The sequence below is a fragment of the Atlantibacter hermannii genome (assembly GCF_009907385.1).
GTDB lineage: Bacteria > Pseudomonadota > Gammaproteobacteria > Enterobacterales > Enterobacteriaceae > Atlantibacter > Atlantibacter hermannii_A.
On record NZ_JAAATR010000082.1, the window covers coordinates 51,238 to 67,574 of the forward strand.

Genomic DNA, 16,337 nt, shown 5'->3' on the forward strand with positions numbered 1-16,337 from the left:
GGTAATAATCTAATTACTTGATTTTGCTATCTTCTGGCAAACCGTGCTGCCGTTCGATGCGTTGCATTCTACTGACCTGACGCAATGAGTCAACGAAATTTTCTTTGATACTGATTCGTTTGCTGAATTTTGCGTCTATTCGATCACGGTTCAAGCAAATCGCCGCGCGCCGCGTGCAAATACTGGAACATCGACCAGAACGTCAGCACCGCAGCGACGAAGAAAAGCCCGATTCCGGCGTATTCAACCCAGATATTCGGACGCCACAGCAGGCCAATTAGCGCGACCATCTGCGCGGTGGTTTTAACTTTGCCGATCCAGGACACCGCCACGCGTGCGCGTTTGCCAATCTCCGCCATCCACTCACGCAGCGCAGAGATAATGATTTCACGGGCAATCATGGTGGCCGCAGGCAGCGTGATCCACCAGCTGTGATAATGTTCGACCACCAGCACCATCGCGATGCCAACCAGCACTTTATCCGCCACCGGATCGAGGAACGCGCCAAATCGGGTGCTTTGGTTCCAGCGACGCGCCAGGTAGCCGTCGAACCAGTCGGTCACCGCCGCCACCCAAAAAATAAACGCGCAGGCGAACGGGGCCCAGTTAAACGGCAGGTAGAACGCCAACACGAAAAACGGGATCAGGACGACACGAAACAGAGTAAGTAAAGTCGGAATATTCATTCGCATGGCGCAGGGTAACTGTCTGTAGTCAGTGGAAATTAAGGCTATGTTGCTACATAGCCCCTAATGTTTCAACGAGTAGTAGATCTTTTCTGCCAGAGCCTGTGAGATACCAGGAACTTTGGCGATCTCTTCGATGCTGGCATTTAACAACGGCTGTAAACCGCCCATGTATTTCAGCAACATCTGGCGGCGCTTCGGGCCAATCCCTTCGATGGTTTCGAGGGTACTGGTATTTTTAACTTTGGCGCGTTTTTTACGGTGACCGCTGATGGCATGATCGTGCGACTCATCGCGGATATGTTGGATCACATGCAGCGCCGGTGAATCCGGCGGCAGCGAAAACCCCTCCCCTTCCGGCTCAAAAAACAGCGTTTCCAGCCCGGCTTTACGATCCGCGCCTTTCGCCACGCCGAGCAGCAGCGGGTGATGTTTATCCCACGGCACATCAAGCTCGGCGAATACCGCTTTCGCCTGGGCCAACTGCCCTTTGCCGCCGTCGATTAAAATCACATCGGGAATTTTGCTCTCTTCGATAGCTTTGCCATAGCGACGGCGCAGCACCTGGTTCATCGCCGCATAGTCATCGCCGGGCGTGATGCCGGTGATGTTGTAGCGCCGATATTCAGCGCGCAGCGGGCCATTTGGGTCGAATACCACGCAGGAAGCCACCGTCTGTTCGCCCATGGTGTGGCTGATGTCAAAACACTCCATGCGCTTAATCTCCGGCAGCTTCAGGGTCGCCGCCAGCGCCGTTAAGCGCTGAGAGATGGTGGATTGCTGCGACAGGCGCGTCACCAGCGCGGTAGCGGCATTGGTGCGCGCCAGCTTCAGGTAGCGCGCCCGGTCGCCGCGCGGGCGGGTTTGCACATTGACGCGGCGGCCCGCCACTTCTGAAAGCGAATCGGCCAGCACGCTTTCGTCAGAGAGTTTAAAGTCGAGCAAGATTTCTGATGGCAGTGTACGCATCTGGCTGCCTTGCAGATAAAACTGCCCGACAAAGGTTTCCACCACTTCCGCCAGTTCAGTGCCGCCGGGGACTTTAGGATAATAGCTGCGGCTGCCCAGCACTTTACCCTGGCGGATAAACAGCACATGCACGCAGGCCATTCCGGCATCGAACGCCACGCCGATCACGTCCAGATCGTCGCCGGTATTGGAGACGAACTGTTTTTCAGTGACGCGGCGTACCGCCTGGATTTGATCGCGAATGCGCGCCGCCTCTTCAAATTCGAGATCCTGGCTGGCCTTTTCCATCCGCGTAACCAGTTGCGTGAGCACCTGGTCGTCTTTACCGGCCAGAAACAGACGCACATATTCCACCTGTTGCGCGTACTCTTCCTCGCTGACCAGCCCCTCAACGCAGGGCCCAAGGCAGCGACCAATTTGATATTGCAGACAGGGCCGGGAGCGATTGCGATAGACGCTGTTTTCGCACTGGCGGATCGGGAAAATCTTTTGCAGCAGGGCGAGCGTTTCGCGCACCGCATAGCCGTTAGGAAACGGACCGAAATATTCCCCTTTGGCATGTTTGGCACCGCGATGCACCGCCAGGCGCGGATGGGTGTCGCCGCTCAGGAAGATAAACGGATAGGACTTATCGTCGCGCAGCAGCACGTTATAGCGTGGCTGATAGAGCTTGATGTAGTTATGCTCCAGCAGCAGCGCTTCGGTCTCGGTATGGGTGACGGTGACATCGATATTTTCAATCTGCGCCACCAGCGCTTCCGTCTTGCGGCTGGAAAGCTGGACACGGAAATAGCTTGAAAGACGCTTTTTGAGATCTTTCGCTTTACCGACATAAATGACCGTACCGCCGGCATCATACATTCGGTAGACGCCGGGCTTGTTGGTGACGGTTTTTAAAAAAGATTTAGAATCGAACACTTCTCTCACTGGCTGGCTAATGTTTGGGCATTGCACAGGCCATGGCGGATCGCAAGATGGGTCAATTCAACATCGCCGTGGATGTTCAGTTTGCTGAACATCCGGTAACGGTAGCTGTTCACCGTTTTCGGGCTGAGATTGAGCTGCTCGGAAATCTCGTTCACCTTCTGGCCTTTGGTAATCATGAGCATAATCTGCAATTCCCGTTCAGACAAACTGGAGAACGGTGATTCCGCTTTTGCAGGCTCAATCTGGCTCAGCGCCATCTGTTGGGCGATATCCGATGCGATATAGCGTTGCCCCGCGTGAACGGAGCGTATTGCGCTCACCACTTCGGACGGCGCAGCGCCTTTGCTGAGATAGCCAGCGGCACCGGCCTGCATCACCTTAGCGGGAAGCGGGTTTTCGGTGTGTATAGTTAACATAATGACTTTGATATCAGAACCTGAGCGCGCGATTTTACGCGTGGCTTCAAGGCCCCCGATGCCGGGCATGTTCATGTCCATCAGGACAACATCCACCGGGTTAGAACGGCACCATTTCACGGCGTCCTCGCCGCAACAGGCTTCACCTGCGACTTTAATGCCCTTGATATCATCAAGAATGCGTCGTATCCCTGCGCGCACCAGTTCATGGTCATCAACAAGAAGAACGTTGATCAAAGGAAACATCTCCAGAATAGGGATAACGCTGCTGACAGATAATTTTCCATATATTAACGGGTTTTAAGTCAACTTTAAAACGCAAAAAAAGTACTTTGCGGTTCATGCTCGCATTTCTGGAAATATTTCTCTTAAATTTCCGCGTAAATCGCCCGCGCCAATCAATAAAAACCATTATTAATCAATTAATTATATTTATATCGTTTTAACAAAATCTAAAACACATTGAAGAAAACGTGAAAGCCTTTTCCATAAAGACAGTATTTAACGATTTAAAAACTTTGTTGAAACAAATAATTCAGTCCTGACAAGCGAGTCAGTAAGTGCTGTTCAACCGGAATGTTTATTTAAATAAACCTTGCCTCAACAAGATTAAAAAACAACCACTCCCGACTTCCATTGGGTGTGATATACTCCGCGCCTTTGAGATTAACAACACGCCTGTTTGCGCGTTAACATTCCATTGAGGTAAAGAAATGAGCACCCCTGATTTTTCCACCACTGACAATCTTCAGGAACTGGCACTGGAAGTCTCCTGCATGAAGAACCTGCTGACGCTTATGCTCCAGGCGATGGGCCAGGCAGATGCGGGCCGTGTCATCATTAAGATGGAAAAGCAGATCGCTCAGATGGAAGATACCGCCCAGGCGGAGCTGTTCAGCAATACCGTTAAGCAAATCAAACAGGCCTACCGCCAGTAAACAAAAACGCGGCGGTGATCGTTATCACCGCCGCGTCCGTTTGCTGCCGCATCTGCCTCTCTCCGGTTAAATGAGTCCCATCGCCACCGCGTAGCACGCCACCTGAGTTTTATTCGGCGCATTGAATTTCTTCTGCATATTCTTCTGATGGAAGTTCACCGTATTTTCCGAAATCGACAGGATCATGGCAATTTCCGCTGAGGTTTTCCCTTCCGCCGTCCATTGCAGGATTTCACGCTCGCGTTTGCTGAATTTCATCTCCAGCCCGATCATCGCCGGGGAGTTCATGCGCAGCAGCGCCATCATGCTGAGATCGGCCAGATAATGCAGCCGCAACGCCAGTTCATCTTCCGACAGCCAGGCATCCTGAACGCGCAGGTTCGATGCCGAGAGGAATCCCAGCGCGCGTCCCGGCGCCATCGCCGTCTGGGTAACGCCGTTACGCAAACCAAAGTCCCGCGCGGCATCCCAGAAATCCGGCGCACCGCTAAACAGTTCATCGGTCCAGGGCAGATAACCGCGATGCAAATTATTGGGGTTTAACACCGGATCGACAGCAAAATAGTTTTCCGCATAGTAATGCTGCGCCCACTCGTCGCGGTAGGTGGTAAAAAGCGTAAGTTTAGGGCGAGTAAACGGCACGGGATGCCTTATGCACAGCGAATAATAATCGAACGCCATGGCTTGCGTTTCGCTCGCCAGAATATGTTCTACGTCTGCACTGTCTCGGGTTTCCTGAAAACGATTGAAAACCTTTTTCCGCCATTTGAAAAAGTCACTTTCCGTCATTCTGCGTTACGTGTTCCCGGTATGATTGATTAATTATTTTGATGGGATAAATTACCATAAATGGGACTTTATCTTATCTATGAATGCAGGGCTTAACATTCACGAGAAAGATGAATTCACTCTCTAAGGCGCAATTTTTCATGGTTTCCACTGATGCCAAACTTTACGGGCTCGCGCATCGACGCAAGCCCGGCGTTAACGGCACATAATGCCCTTTGGCTTACTGCATGAGGAATTTCTCAAGGAACTGCCGGGTACGTGGCTGTTGCGGATGGGCAAACAGCGCTTTTGCCGGGCCCTGCTCGACAATTCGCCCCTGGTCCATAAAAATTGCCCGGTCTGCCACATCGCGCGCAAAGCTCATTTCATGCGTTACGATCACCATGGTGCGCTTCTCTTCGGCGAGCTGACGGATGGTGCTCAGCACCTCGCCAACCAGTTCCGGATCGAGCGCCGAGGTGGGCTCATCAAACAAAATCACATCCGGACGCATCGCCAGAGCGCGGGCGATGGCCACTCGCTGCTGCTGGCCGCCGGATAAGCGGCGTGGATAGCTGGTCTCTTTGCCGGTTAACCCAACTTTAGCCAGCAGCTCCCGGGCGCGGGTCACGGCTTCCTCTTTCGGCTCTCCTTTCACGATCACCGGGCCTTCAATGATGTTCTCCAGCACGGTGCGATGGGGAAACAGATTGAAGTTCTGGAACACGAACCCCACGTGCTGGCGCAGCTGGCGCACCCGCTCCTTTTGCTGCCCCATGGATTTGGCGGCATCAATAGTGATATCGCCCACCTGAATGGTGCCGGCATCGGGTTGCTCGAGCAGATTAATGCTGCGCAGCAAAGTGGTTTTTCCGGAGCCGCTCGGCCCGATAATCGCCACCACTTCGCCGGGTTTGACCTCAAGATCGATACCGTGCAGCACCGTCTGCCCATGGAATTTCTTCACCAGTTGTTTGACTGAAATCGCGCTCATTTGGGATCACGCTCCTGACGGTTAAGCTGGTTTTCGAAATAGTTCTGCAGGGTGGAGAGCACCGTCGCCATGACCCAGTAAATCAGCGATGCCGCCAGGTACATGGTAAACACCTCCAGCGTGCGGGAGGTGATCAGCTGCGCCTGACGGAACAATTCCGGCACCTGAATAGTGGCGGCCAGCGACGTATCTTTCACCAGGCTGATAAAACTGTTGCTCAGCGGCGGCAGCGCCACGCGCGCGGCCTGAGGCAAAATGGCGCGGCGCAGCGCCTGCCAGCGCGTCATTCCGATACTGGCGGCGGCCTCCCACTGGCCTTTATCAATCGATGAGATCGCGGCGCGCAGGGTTTCTGAGGCATAGGCCGCGGTATTCAGCGACAGGCCAATCATCGCCGCCGGGATCGGATCCAGTTCAATGCCGAACTGCGGCAGACCGTAATAGATCATAAACAGCTGGGCGATCAGCGGCGTGCCGCGAAAAATCGAGATATAAAAACGCGCCAGCCAGGAAACCGGCCAAATCGGCGACAGACGCATCAGGGCCAGAATAAACCCGAGCACCAGCCCAAAGAACATCCCGCCGATGCTGAGCTGGAGAGTAAACACCGCCCCTTTCAGCAAAAACGGCAGAGAATCAATAATCAGTTGAATACTTTCTTGCATTGTTATTTTTCACCCGGCAATCAAACGTGGGGATGATAGGCGAACAGCGCAGGCGCGCCGCCGGTGTGGACAAACAGAATCGGCCCGCGATCGTTAAAGCGCTTCTGTTCGATGCCGTCGATAAGCCCCGCCATGGCTTTGCCGGTATACACCGGGTCGAGCAGAATCCCTTCCAGCCTGGCCAGCAGTTTTACGGCTTCCATGCCTTCCTCGTTCGGCGCGCCGTAGCCTGGGCCGAAGTAGTCGTCCCACAGGGTAATGTCGGCCGCGGCGGTTAATTCCAGCTGCTGCGCCACGGCCTGCTGCAGCGCCACCACTTTCGGCTTCTGCATGGCGATGGTGCGCGACACGGTAACGCCGATCAGCTCCACGTCAGGCATCAGTTGCTCAAGGCCCACCGCCAGACCGGCATGCGTGCCGGCGCTGCCGGATGCCACGACCACTGAGCTCAGGCTGATCGATTCGCACTGGTGGGCGATTTCCAGCGCGCTTTCCACATAGCCCATCGCGCCCAGGGCGTTGGAACCGCCTACCGGGATGATGTAAGGACGAAAGCCCTGCGCTTCCACGCGGGTGGCTAAGGCTTCAAGCTGCGCGTCCGGGTTATCCAGGGCATCGCACATCTCGATCTGGACATTGAACAGGTCGAGCAGCAGGCGGTTGCCGTTGGTGAGATAGTTTTCCGCGCGGGTGCCCAGCGGGTTTTCCAGCAGCGCCACGCAGTGCAGCCCCAGCTTCGCCGCCACCGCTGCGGTCTGGCGCACGTGGTTGGACTGGATCGCGCCCGCCGTGATTAAGGTGTCCGCCCCTTCGCGTAGCGCATCCGCCGCCAGGAACTCCAGCTTACGCAGCTTGTTGCCGCCCATCGCCATCGGCGTCACATCGTCACGCTTGATATAGATTTCCCGGCCCAGATAATCGGAAAAGCGCGGTAAAAACTCCAGCGGCGTGGGTGCGCCAATAAATTCCAGACGCGGAAAGCGGGTTAAGTTATGCAATGACATGAGATCTCCGGATGCCGTTTTCTGTTCGCAATGGTCATAATTATGCATCACATGCGCCAGCGCTGGCGGCATGCAATAAAAAAAGGTGCTGATTTCAGCACCTTTTTGCATTTGCGACGACTTATTTCGTCACGTCGGCACCGAACCATTTCTCGGAGAGTTTGGCCAGGGTCCCGTCTTTCTGCATTTCAGCAATCGCCTGATCCACCGCTTTCAGCAGATCCTCGTTGCCTTTACGCAGCGCGACGCCCGCTTCCTGACGGGAGAACGGCTCGCCCGCGACCGCCAGGGTATCTTTGGTTTTCTTGACCAGATCCAGCGCGGCCAGACGGTCAACCAGAATGGCGTCGATACGGCCTACGCGCAGATCCTGGTATTTGGTCGGGTCATCATCGTAAGTGCGGATATCCACGCCCTGCACGTTCTGGCGCAGCCACTCTTCATAGTTGGTGCCCAGGCCGACGCCCACTTTTTTGCCTTTCAGGTCAGCTTCAGATTTGATTGCGCCTTCGTTGCCTTTTTTCACCAGCGCCTGAATACCGGAAACGGTGTACGGCGTGGAGAAGTCGTATTTTTTCTTACGCTCGTCGGAAATCGTCACCTGGTTGATCACCACGTCGATACGCTTAGAATCCAGCGAGGCCAGCATCCCGTCCCATTTGGTCGGTTTCAGGGATGCCTTCACGCCGAGGTGCTTCGCCAGCTCTTCGGCGAATTCCACTTCGAAGCCGGTGAGCTTACCGTCGTCGCCCTGGAAGCTGAACGGCGGATAGGTGCCTTCCAGGCCAACCAGCAGCGTGCCGCGCTCTTTCACTTTGTTAAGCAGATCTTCCGCAGCGAAAGTTTTTGCGCTTACGCCTGCCATCAATGCCACTGCCATCACGCCCATCAGCGCCTGGCGGCCAAACTGTGCAAGTTTCATAGATACCCCAGATATCGAAATTTTCAGCCAGTTTAAAGAGTTACACCTGTTAAGCAAACAACAGAATGGAACGAGTTATGCCAAATTAATATATAGCAGAAGTCGTCTCATACAGGTTTTTTGCGGGCTCACTCTGATGATTGTGGTGTAAATAACGGGAGTATTTACGCAGCGCAATACGGTAATTATTGGTGCTGGTCGGCGGCAGCCAGCGCTCAAGCTGATCTTCAATCTCGCCCTGCTGCGCCTGGTCGGCGGGAATTTGCTGGGCTTCCAGATGCTCGCCCAGACGGCGCAGGCGCACCACGTATTCGCGGATGGTGCCGGGGCTCATGTCGGTGCGTTCAAACAGGTATTGTTTAAAGCCGATGATATCAAAATGCTCGCTCTGCACTTTGCAGTGAAGATCGCCGCAGAAGCGGCACAGCGCCGACCATTCGTGGCGCTGGCTGGCCCAGGTCGCTTCATCGATTAAGGTATCGAGCTGGGCGATGGCGGTTTTATTAACGATAGTCCCACGATGGACCAGGGTGATGCGGTCCAGAAGTTTGCCGCAATGGGCGCAATGGGTTTCTGCGTGTTTAAAGTCTTTCAGGTAGCGGCTAATAGGCCGTTTTTTTTGTTGTGGCTCAGTCATAGTGACTCCCGGTGTGACATGCATGAGTGGCATTTCCATTTCCAGGATGATGAGCAGCTCAACAACCTATAACTTACCCAGACGAGACCGTAGCCGTTTGATTGCCTGGCTGTGCAGCTGGCTCACCCGCGACTCCCCGACTTCCAGTACCGCGCCAATCTCTTTGAGATTAAGCTCTTCCTGGTAGTAGAGCGTCAGCACCAGTTGTTCGCGTTCCGGCAACGCCTCAATCGCTTCCATGACGCGATGGCGAAGGCTGCTTTCCAACAACTGCTGCAACGGGTTCTCGCTTTGATGCTCTTCGGTCACCAGTTCAATACTGTCGCCATGCTCTTCCCGCCACTCGTCGTAGGAAAAAAGCTGGCTATTGTTGGTGTCGAGTAGCATCTGACGATACTCGTCAAGTGCGATGCCCAGACGCTGCGCCACTTCGGTTTCCGAGGCGTTGCGTCCGAGCTCTTGTTCCAGTTGACCAATGGCCTGTGCGACTTCGCGGGCGTTACGCCGGACACTGCGCGGCACCCAGTCGCGGCTGCGCAGTTCATCCAGCATGGCTCCCCGAATACGCTGCACTGCGTAAGTGGTAAATGCCGTACCTTGCAGGGCGTCGTAGCGTTCCACCGCGTTCAATAACCCGATGCCGCCTGCCTGAAGCAGATCGTCGAGTTCGACACTCGCCGGCAAGCGCACCTGCAGGCGCAATGCTTCGTGACGCACCAGCGGGACATAACGCTGCCACAGCGAGTGTTTATCCATTACACCATCAGCGGTATAGAGTGAATTCACGATAAACAGCCCTGCGTTAAATAAGTTATCGGCATGATTATCCGTTTCTGGAGGGCTTTTAATCGGATGAATAGTGGGTGAAATGGGGGGTTATTTAGGGGTTATAGGGAGATCGGAGCAGTAAAAAACCCCGCCGAGGCGGGGTTTGTAAGGGATTTTGCCAATTAACGCAGCAGAGACAGAACGTTCTGGGTAACCTGGTTAGCCTGTGCCAGTACAGAAGTACCTGCCTGCTGCAGGATCTGCGCACGGGACATGTTGGATACTTCGGTCGCGTAGTCAGCATCTTCGATACGGCTACGAGCAGAAGTCAGGTTGTTAACGGTGTTGCCCAGGTTGGTGATGGTAGAATCGAAACGGTTCTGTACCGCACCCAGGTCGGAACGCAGTGCGTCAACTTTAGCCAGAGCGTCATCCAGCGCTTTCAGCGGATCGGAAGTGGACTCTGATTTGGTGGTTTCAGCAGTGGTCAGTTTACCTGATTCAGTCTGATAGATTTTAGAACCAGTTGCATTAGTCACGTTACCATTGGCCTGAGCGTAGTAAGTTACTACTTCAGTCGCAGTATCAGTCAGTTCGCCATCGTTGTTAACGTAAGCGGCTACTGCACCACCAGCTACGGTATTGTCAGCATCATACGTCACAGCACCAGTAGAACCGTCAACAGCATACTCAGTAGTACCACGAGTTTGTGTGAAGCTCTGATCTTTCAACGCAGCATTCATTTGGTCAGCAGTAACTTTAGCGCCAGTTACAGTGACAGTGTCCGTGTCTTTAACAGAACCTGCAGCAAGGGCAGCTACAGCAGCATCACCGGCTATCTCACCGGCTGCTTTCGCACCAGCAACGGCAGCAGCATCACTCAATGCATCGTTAGTTGGATCAGCCATGAAAGCTTTGTAAGCTGTGTCGTAATCTGTGGAGTACGCATTCTGGCTCACAGTATTGGCATTACCACCAGCGGAAGTGATGGTTGCGCCTTTCGCTTCAATGGTAGTAGCAACCGCAGTGCTAACCTGATTGCCGTAAGCGTCTTTGCCAGTTGTATCCGTGTTGGCAACCAAGTTATCCCAGGTTGCAGCTTTGGTCGTACCGTTGCTGGCGTTAGTCTGAGTCAGGTTGCCCTTCTCATCCAGATACAGCGCCTTACCGTCAGTAGTGGTAATGTTGCCGTCTTTGCTTACGTTAACGTCTTGTGACTTGTTACCAATTGTCACTTTTGCAGTGAAAGAATCACCTGCATTCGGAGCCAGGAAGTTCAGAGTATCGCTGGCACTCGCACCTGTTGCACCAAAGCTATATGATTTTGAAGCAGCGTCGTATGTATAGTTACCACTGGTAGCAGCAAGACCCAACTTAGCGCCAGCAGTAGCAGAGTTGATAACATCGCCACCCTGAGCAGAAGCCAATACATTCGCTGCGGTTGCTTTGTTGTATGTTTCGTTTTTGGTGTAAGTGGTGCTACCGTCACCATTAACTGCACCCTTAGCGAAGCCAGCCAGTGTCAGACTGTCAGCAGTCGCCGCTTTGTTATCCACTTCGCCTTTACCGTTCACGTTGAAGCCAGTCAGGCCCAGAGTGCTGGAGGTAATTTCTTTCAGGTCGATAGTGATGGTTTCGCCATCGTTCGCGCCAACCTGAATTTTCATGGAGCTATCAGAAGCCAGCACTTTCACGCCGTTGAACTGAGTCTGGCCGGATACACGGTCGATTTCGCCCAGACGCTGAGTGATTTCATTCTGGATGGAGTCCAGGTCAGACTGGGAGTTGGTGCCGTTAGTTGCCTGAACAGACAGCTCACGTACACGCTGCAGGTTGTTGTTGATTTCAGACAGCGCGCCTTCAGTGGTCTGGGCGATGGAGATACCGTCGTTGGCGTTACGGGAAGCCTGGGTCAGGCCTTTGATGTTGGAGGTGAAGCGGTTAGCAATCGCCTGGCCAGCGGCGTCGTCTTTGGCGCTGTTGATGCGCAGACCGGAAGACAAACGCTCAATAGCGGAGCTCAGGGAAGACTGAGATTTGTTCAAGTTGTTCTGGGTCAACAGCGACAGGCTGTTCGTGTTAATGACTTGTGCCATGATCTATTCCTTATCAATTTACATCTTGATGTTGTTGGGCTGTTGCCCACGGTCTTGTCACCGTAACCCATGTATCGGCACCCCTTTTTCGAACTTTAGAAAATTTTTAACTGCCGCCTTATTTTTTAATTTTTCCCAGGACGTGTTCCATTCCCTTTTTCCTTACTCTGCGAATTAAACGGCATTACACCCATTATTCTGTCCATTAGCCCGCTAAAAAATCATTAAACTTTGCCGCCAGATTGCCGATATCGCGTTTTAACTACTGTTTGCAATCAAAAGGAAATGGCATGGCTTCAATTACATCTTTAGGGATTGGCGCTAACTTACCGCTGGATACGCTGTTAGCAAATCTGACAACCGCTGAAAAAGCGCGCCTGACCCCTATTACGCAACAGCAAAGCGCGAATACCGCACGCCTTACTGCTTATGGCACGTTGAAAAGCGCGCTGGAAAAATTTCAGACGACGAATACCACACTGAATAATGCGGATTTATTTAAAAGCACCACGTCTAAAAGCAGTAGCACCGATTTAACGGTCAGCACCACGGCAGGTGCGGCACCGGGCAAATATACGGTGAATGTGACGCAACTGGCACAAGCACAATCACTGACCACCAGCACTAAAATATCCTCCAGTAAAGAAGCGTTGGGCGACGCAGATGTAACCGAACGGACGATCGTCATTAATCAGAAAAGCCGCGAAAAGCCGCTGGAAATTAAACTCAGTAGCGAGCAAACCACGTTGGAAGGCATTCGCGATGCGATAAACGACGCAGACGGCGGGGTCTCAGCGAGCATCGTTAAGGTAGATGATGAAAATTATCAGCTGGTACTGACGTCAACGACGACCGGTATTGATAATAAGATGACTATCTCGGTAAAAGACGATCCTAAGCTCAGCGGCGTAATTAGCTATGACGGCACCAGCGGCGGCATGGAACAGTTAGTCGAAGCCAAAAACGCGCAGTTGACCGTCAATAATATTGATATTGAGCGCGCGACCAACACCATCACCGATGCGCCACAGGGCGTGACGTTAAACCTGACAAAAGAAGTCAGCAACGTGACGGTAACGGTAGAGAAAAGCAACGATCAGTCCAAAGCCGCGATTAAGGGGTGGGTTGATGCCTATAACTCCCTGATTGACACCTTTAACTCCCTGACAAAATACACCGCTGTCGATGCTGGTGCGGATGCGCAAAGCGCATCGAATGGCGCATTGTTAGGCGATACGGTAGTTCGCAGCATTCAGACCGGTCTGCGCGGAATGTTTACTCAGGGCGATGCGAACTCCTCGTATAAAACGTTAAACGAAATCGGCATCACCTCTGACGGCGCGACCGGCAAATTAAAAATCGACGATACCAAGCTGACCAAAGCGCTGAATGAAAACTCATCTGCCACGCGTCTGCTGCTGGTGGGTGACGGTAAAGAAACCGGCATCACCACCAAAATGGCGTCAACGATTAAAGATTATCTGGCCGATGACGGCATTATCGACAGCGCCCAGGACAGTATTAATGCCACGCTGAAAAAGTTGACCAAACAGTACCTGGCCACCAGCGACAGCATCGACGCCACCGTGGCGCGCTATAAGGCGCAGTTCACCCAGCTCGATACCATGATGAGCAAGCTGAACAGCACCAGCACGTATTTAAGCCAACAATTTACGGCGATGAGCAATTCCAGCTCCTGATGAGAGGTCATTATGTATAACGCCAGTGGTACTAACGCTTACGCTCGCGTGGGCGTAGAGAGTGCCGTAATGAGTGCCAGCCCCCATCAGCTTATTGTGCTGTTGTTCGATGGCGCGATGAGTGCGCTGGTGCGCGCTCGCCTGTTTATGCAACAGGGTGAAACGGTGGCGAAAGGCGAAGCGCTGAGTAAAGCCATCAATATTATCGATAACGGCCTGAAAGCGGGGCTGGATCGCGAACAGGGGGGCGAACTCGCCACCAACCTGTCGTCGCTGTATGACTATATGGTGCGTCGTCTGTTACAGGCTAATTTGCGTAACGACAGCCAGGCAATTGAAGAAGTTGAAGGGTTGCTCAGCAATATTGCTGATGCATGGAAGCAAGTCTCCCCACAACCGGCTCACGCCCAGGAGTAACATTAATGTCCCCCAACGTGGAGTTGATTAGCCGCTGGCAGCATGTTGCGCTGATGAGCCAGACCTTACTGGATCTGGCCCAGCGGGGTGAATGGGAATTACTGCTGGAAAAGGAAGTGGCCTACCTGCACTCGGTTGAGGCGGTGATGGAAACACCGGCCCCCAGGATCAGCAAACAAGTGCAGGATATGCTGGAAACGTACCTGAAACAGACGCTGGAAAACGAGCAGCAGCTGAAAGCGCTGCTTCAGCAGCGGCTGGATGAACTGAGCGAGCTGATTGGCCAGTCCTCACGCCAGCAATCGCTCAACAATGCCTATGGCAGATTATCCGGCATGCTGCTGGTGCCCAACACGCCCGCCAATTAACGCAACGATAATTTCCCCCCGCTCTGGTGAGTTGATGAAGATCTTCCATACTCCAGAAGTCAGCTAAATGACTTCTGGAGCAAGGAAGATGAAAAATCCCACCATCCTGCAATGTTTTCACTGGTATTCCCCCGGCGGCGGCACGTTATGGCCGGAGGTGTCTGAACGCGCAGCAACCTTTAATGACATCGGCATCAATATGGTCTGGCTCCCGCCTGCGTATAAAGGCAGCGAAGGCGAGCACTCCATCGGCTACGACTCTTACGACCTGTTCGACCTGGGTGAATTCGATCAAAAAGGATCGGTCGCCACCAAATATGGCGATAAACAGCAGCTGCTGGACGCCATCTCCGCGCTGCAAAAAAATAACATCGCTGTGCTACTGGACGTGGTGGTCAACCACAAAATGGGCGCAGATGAAAAAGAACGGGTGCGGGTCAATCGGGTAAACCAGCAGGATCGTACTCAAATTGATGAAGAAGTCATCGAATGCGAGGCCTGGACTCGCTACACCTTCCCCGCCCGCAACGGGCAATACTCAAAGTTTATCTGGGATTACAAATGCTTTAGCGGCGTCGACCGCATCGAAAACCCCACCGAAGACGGCGTGTTTAAAATCATCAACGACTACACCGGCGACGGCTGGAACGATCAGGTGGATGACGAGAACGGCAACTTTGATTATCTGATGGGCTCCAACATCGACTATCGCAATCGCGCCGTCACCGAAGAGATCAAATACTGGGCCCGCTGGGTGATGGATCAAACCCACTGCGACGGGTTCCGGCTGGACGCGGTAAAACATATCCCGGCGTGGTTTTATAAAGAGTGGATCGAGCACGTGCAGGAAGTCGCGCCGAAGCCGCTGTTTATCGTGGCGGAATACTGGGCGCACGATGTGGAGAAGCTGCAACAGTACATTGAGCAGGTGGAAGGTAAAACCATGCTGTTCGACGCCCCGCTGCACATGAAATTCCACGAGGCATCCCAACAGGGCCGCGACTACGACATGAGCCAGATTTTCACCGGCACGCTGGTGGAAGCCGATCCGTTCCACGCGGTGACCCTGGTGGCCAACCACGATACCCAACCGTTACAGGCGCTGGAAGCGCCGGTGGAGCCGTGGTTTAAACCGCTGGCCTACGCATTGATTTTACTGCGTGAAAACGGCGTACCGTCGGTGTTTTATCCGGATCTCTACGGCGCAAGCTATGACGATACCGGCGGCGACGGCGAGATGTACCATATCGATATGCCCATCGTCGACAAGCTCGACATGCTGATCCACGCTCGCCAGCGGTTTGCCCACGGCGTCCAGACATTGTGGTTCGATCATCCCAACTGCATCGCCTTCAGCCGCAGCGGCACCGAAGAGGATCCCGGCTGCGTGGTGGTGATGTCCAACGGCGATGAGGGGGAAAAAACGCTGGAGTTAGGGGAAAACTACGCCAACAAAACCTGGTGTGATTTTCTGGGTAATCAGGCGCAGCGCGTCACCACCGATGAACACGGCACCGGAGTGTTTACCTGCCCGGGCGGCAGCGTCAGCGTGTGGGTGATTGAAGAAGCGATATAAACATACACAGCGGGCAGACAGGCTCTGCCCGCTGGAAAACAGGATTACGGCAGCGGGCTTAACAGCGGATGCGTCGCCAAAAAGTCGGCGCACTCTTTGGTCGGGCGATCCACGCGCTGCAAATCCATGCCCGCGTACTCCATCCGGTCGCCGATGCGCTCGACAGAATAAATCTCCACTTTCTGGGTCACGTTATACAACGCTTCCCCGCGCTGCATCAGCTTGCCGGGTAAGGCGATGACGCGCTGCCACTGGCGGCAGTCGAGGGTATCGCCCTCTTTCGTCACGATAAAACTGGCGATGGCGTCCGGGCTGACCAGTTCGCTCTGCGGCCCTTGCGACTGCCAGTAACCGGCAAGCCCGGCGGGCGCTGGCGCTTTCACCACGTCCTGATAGTTATCCACCTGCGCGCAACCGCTCAGGGCCAGCAGCGCCGCTGCCAGTGCGTATTTTTTCATCGTTATTCCTGCAAGAGATCAAAAAAAA

General features: G+C 53.7%; 17 protein-coding genes. 5 read left to right on the top strand and 12 right to left on the bottom strand.

Annotated features, from left to right (window positions below; translation table 11 throughout):
• Positions 1-143 precede the first annotated feature (143 nt).
• Genes pgsA through uvrY form a run of 3 tightly spaced genes read right to left on the bottom strand, consistent with a single transcriptional unit; the run spans position 144 to position 3,235 of the window.
• Complete coding sequence (gene pgsA / locus GV764_RS18510) at positions 144-692, bottom strand: CDP-diacylglycerol--glycerol-3-phosphate 3-phosphatidyltransferase (protein WP_161661400.1); 549 nt, start codon at positions 690-692, stop codon at positions 144-146.
• 57 nt (positions 693-749) lie between these two features.
• Positions 750-2,582 (bottom strand): excinuclease ABC subunit UvrC, encoded by a 1,833-nt coding sequence (gene uvrC, locus GV764_RS18515; protein ID WP_161661424.1) that lies wholly within the window; start codon positions 2,580-2,582, stop codon positions 750-752.
• Complete coding sequence (uvrY, locus tag GV764_RS18520) at positions 2,579-3,235, bottom strand: UvrY/SirA/GacA family response regulator transcription factor (protein WP_125291873.1); 657 nt, start codon at positions 3,233-3,235, stop codon at positions 2,579-2,581. Before uvrY ends, uvrC begins: the two co-directional genes overlap by 4 nt.
• A 476-nt stretch (positions 3,236-3,711) precedes the next feature.
• Here uvrY and GV764_RS18525 point away from each other — a divergent pair, with 476 nt between their 5' ends.
• Positions 3,712-3,936, top strand: coding sequence for a DUF2594 family protein (locus GV764_RS18525; protein WP_161661401.1), 225 nt, complete (start codon positions 3,712-3,714; stop codon positions 3,934-3,936).
• Between the two features lie 66 nt (positions 3,937-4,002).
• Here the strand turns inward: GV764_RS18525 and sdiA are convergent, their stop codons facing one another.
• From sdiA to GV764_RS18565, 8 genes are all read right to left on the bottom strand, one after another.
• On the bottom strand, positions 4,003-4,725 hold the full coding sequence (sdiA, locus tag GV764_RS18530) for a quorum-sensing transcriptional regulator SdiA (protein WP_161661402.1): 723 nt from the start codon (positions 4,723-4,725) through the stop codon (positions 4,003-4,005).
• 220 nt (positions 4,726-4,945) lie between these two features.
• Positions 4,946-5,698, bottom strand: a complete 753-nt coding sequence (tcyN, locus tag GV764_RS18535; RefSeq protein ID WP_161661403.1) for an L-cystine ABC transporter ATP-binding protein TcyN — start codon at positions 5,696-5,698, stop codon at positions 4,946-4,948.
• Positions 5,695-6,363, bottom strand: coding sequence for a cystine ABC transporter permease (gene tcyL / locus GV764_RS18540; protein WP_161661404.1), 669 nt, complete (start codon positions 6,361-6,363; stop codon positions 5,695-5,697). Before tcyL ends, tcyN begins: the two co-directional genes overlap by 4 nt.
• Before the next feature lie 20 nt (positions 6,364-6,383).
• Positions 6,384-7,367, bottom strand: a complete 984-nt coding sequence (gene dcyD, locus GV764_RS18545; RefSeq protein WP_161661405.1) for a D-cysteine desulfhydrase — start codon at positions 7,365-7,367, stop codon at positions 6,384-6,386.
• A gap of 121 nt (positions 7,368-7,488) precedes the next feature.
• On the bottom strand, positions 7,489-8,289 hold the full coding sequence (gene tcyJ, locus GV764_RS18550; protein WP_161661406.1) for a cystine ABC transporter substrate-binding protein: 801 nt from the start codon (positions 8,287-8,289) through the stop codon (positions 7,489-7,491).
• Between the two features lie 85 nt (positions 8,290-8,374).
• Complete coding sequence (gene fliZ, locus GV764_RS18555) at positions 8,375-8,926, bottom strand: flagella biosynthesis regulatory protein FliZ (protein ID WP_125291866.1); 552 nt, start codon at positions 8,924-8,926, stop codon at positions 8,375-8,377.
• Positions 8,927-8,992: 66 nt separating this feature from the next.
• Complete coding sequence (locus tag GV764_RS18560; RefSeq protein WP_161661407.1) at positions 8,993-9,712, bottom strand: RNA polymerase sigma factor FliA; 720 nt, start codon at positions 9,710-9,712, stop codon at positions 8,993-8,995.
• Positions 9,713-9,876: 164 nt separating this feature from the next.
• Complete coding sequence (locus GV764_RS18565; RefSeq protein WP_161661408.1) at positions 9,877-11,790, bottom strand: FliC/FljB family flagellin; 1,914 nt, start codon at positions 11,788-11,790, stop codon at positions 9,877-9,879.
• A 290-nt stretch (positions 11,791-12,080) separates the two neighbouring features.
• Between GV764_RS18565 and fliD the strand changes: the two genes are divergently transcribed.
• The 4 genes from fliD (at position 12,081) to amyA (ending at position 15,851) form a co-directional block, all read left to right on the top strand.
• Entirely contained in the window at positions 12,081-13,490 is a 1,410-nt protein-coding gene (gene fliD, locus GV764_RS18570; RefSeq protein WP_161661409.1) for a flagellar filament capping protein FliD, read from the top strand.
• Positions 13,491-13,502: 12 nt separating this feature from the next.
• Complete coding sequence (fliS, locus tag GV764_RS18575) at positions 13,503-13,907, top strand: flagellar export chaperone FliS (RefSeq protein ID WP_125291861.1); 405 nt, start codon at positions 13,503-13,505, stop codon at positions 13,905-13,907.
• Between the two features lie 5 nt (positions 13,908-13,912).
• The gene (gene fliT, locus GV764_RS18580; protein ID WP_161661410.1) at positions 13,913-14,275 is read left to right on the top strand and encodes a flagella biosynthesis regulatory protein FliT; all 363 of its coding nucleotides are present in this window, start codon (positions 13,913-13,915) and stop codon (positions 14,273-14,275) included.
• An 88-nt stretch (positions 14,276-14,363) separates the two neighbouring features.
• Positions 14,364-15,851, top strand: a complete 1,488-nt coding sequence (amyA, locus tag GV764_RS18585; protein ID WP_161661411.1) for an alpha-amylase — start codon at positions 14,364-14,366, stop codon at positions 15,849-15,851.
• 44 nt (positions 15,852-15,895) lie between these two features.
• Here amyA and yedD read toward each other — a convergent pair whose 3' ends face one another.
• The gene (yedD, locus tag GV764_RS18590; RefSeq protein WP_161661412.1) at positions 15,896-16,309 is read right to left on the bottom strand and encodes a lipoprotein YedD; all 414 of its coding nucleotides are present in this window, start codon (positions 16,307-16,309) and stop codon (positions 15,896-15,898) included.
• Positions 16,310-16,337 lie beyond the last annotated feature (28 nt).

Coding starts and splice junctions, on each gene's coding strand:
- pgsA (WP_161661400.1), bottom strand. CDS start 692: ATGCGAATGAATATTCCGACTTTACTTACTCTGTTTCGTGTCGTCCTG.
- GV764_RS18525 (WP_161661401.1), top strand. CDS start 3,712: ATGAGCACCCCTGATTTTTCCACCACTGACAATCTTCAGGAACTGGCA.
- sdiA (WP_161661402.1), bottom strand. CDS start 4,725: ATGACGGAAAGTGACTTTTTCAAATGGCGGAAAAAGGTTTTCAATCGT.
- tcyN (WP_161661403.1), bottom strand. CDS start 5,698: ATGAGCGCGATTTCAGTCAAACAACTGGTGAAGAAATTCCATGGGCAG.
- tcyL (WP_161661404.1), bottom strand. CDS start 6,363: ATGCAAGAAAGTATTCAACTGATTATTGATTCTCTGCCGTTTTTGCTG.
- dcyD (WP_161661405.1), bottom strand. CDS start 7,367: ATGTCATTGCATAACTTAACCCGCTTTCCGCGTCTGGAATTTATTGGC.
- tcyJ (WP_161661406.1), bottom strand. CDS start 8,289: ATGAAACTTGCACAGTTTGGCCGCCAGGCGCTGATGGGCGTGATGGCA.
- fliZ (WP_125291866.1), bottom strand. CDS start 8,926: ATGACTGAGCCACAACAAAAAAAACGGCCTATTAGCCGCTACCTGAAA.
- GV764_RS18565 (WP_161661408.1), bottom strand. CDS start 11,790: ATGGCACAAGTCATTAACACGAACAGCCTGTCGCTGTTGACCCAGAAC.
- fliD (WP_161661409.1), top strand. CDS start 12,081: ATGGCTTCAATTACATCTTTAGGGATTGGCGCTAACTTACCGCTGGAT.
- fliS (WP_125291861.1), top strand. CDS start 13,503: ATGTATAACGCCAGTGGTACTAACGCTTACGCTCGCGTGGGCGTAGAG.
- fliT (WP_161661410.1), top strand. CDS start 13,913: ATGTCCCCCAACGTGGAGTTGATTAGCCGCTGGCAGCATGTTGCGCTG.
- amyA (WP_161661411.1), top strand. CDS start 14,364: ATGAAAAATCCCACCATCCTGCAATGTTTTCACTGGTATTCCCCCGGC.
- yedD (WP_161661412.1), bottom strand. CDS start 16,309: ATGAAAAAATACGCACTGGCAGCGGCGCTGCTGGCCCTGAGCGGTTGC.